Here is a 616-nt window from a genome sequence, read left to right on the forward strand (position 1 = left end):
GAGGATCGTCTCCACGCCCACCGGCTGGTTCTTGCCCCTGGACACCACACCCTGAACCTTGTGCATCGCACACTCCCTTCCGTCGCGGCCTAGACCGTCTTGTCGCCAACAGATATATCACTTATATGTTCTCGGCGGTAGAGGAAGCTCTTCGGAGCTTCCATCCGCCCGAGAGGCGAGGTACCCCGAGCATCCCGTCCTGCCTCCCAGCAGCGGCCCGGTGCCCGCGGTGAGGCTGTAGGGAAAATGCCCCGGGTACGCTCGGGTGCCCATGGCGCCGGGGAGGATGGTGGGGGGTGGGCGGTGGGGACGTGCCCGGCCCACTCCCGGGTCAGGGCGGAGCCGAAGTGCGCCCCGACGGCGGCCAGCAGGGGCACGGCCTTGACCAGGGTCTCGTGGGCCTCCTCGTGGGGGTCGGAGTCCGCGACGATCCCCCCGCCCACGCCGAGCCGGACCCGGCCCCCGGAGAACTCGAAGGTGCGGATGGCCACGTTCAGGGCCAGCCCGGCCAGGGGGCCGGCGTAGCCGATCGCCCCGGTGTAGACCTCGCGGCCGGTGGGCTCGAGGCTGTTGATGATCTCCATGGCCCGGATCTTCGGGGCGCCGGTGCACGAGC

1 protein-coding gene is annotated in these 616 nt (G+C 70.3%); it reads right to left on the reverse strand.

From position 1 onward, the window contains the following. Window positions 1–89: 89 nt before the first annotated feature. Window positions 90–616 (reverse strand): chorismate-binding protein (locus IEW07_RS21365; protein WP_229742034.1); only part of this gene is annotated, 527 nt, incomplete at its 5' end.

Origin of the sequence: Kocuria dechangensis (assembly GCF_014636775.1) — a bacterium.
Taxonomy (GTDB): Bacteria; Actinomycetota; Actinomycetes; order Actinomycetales; family Micrococcaceae; genus Kocuria; species Kocuria dechangensis.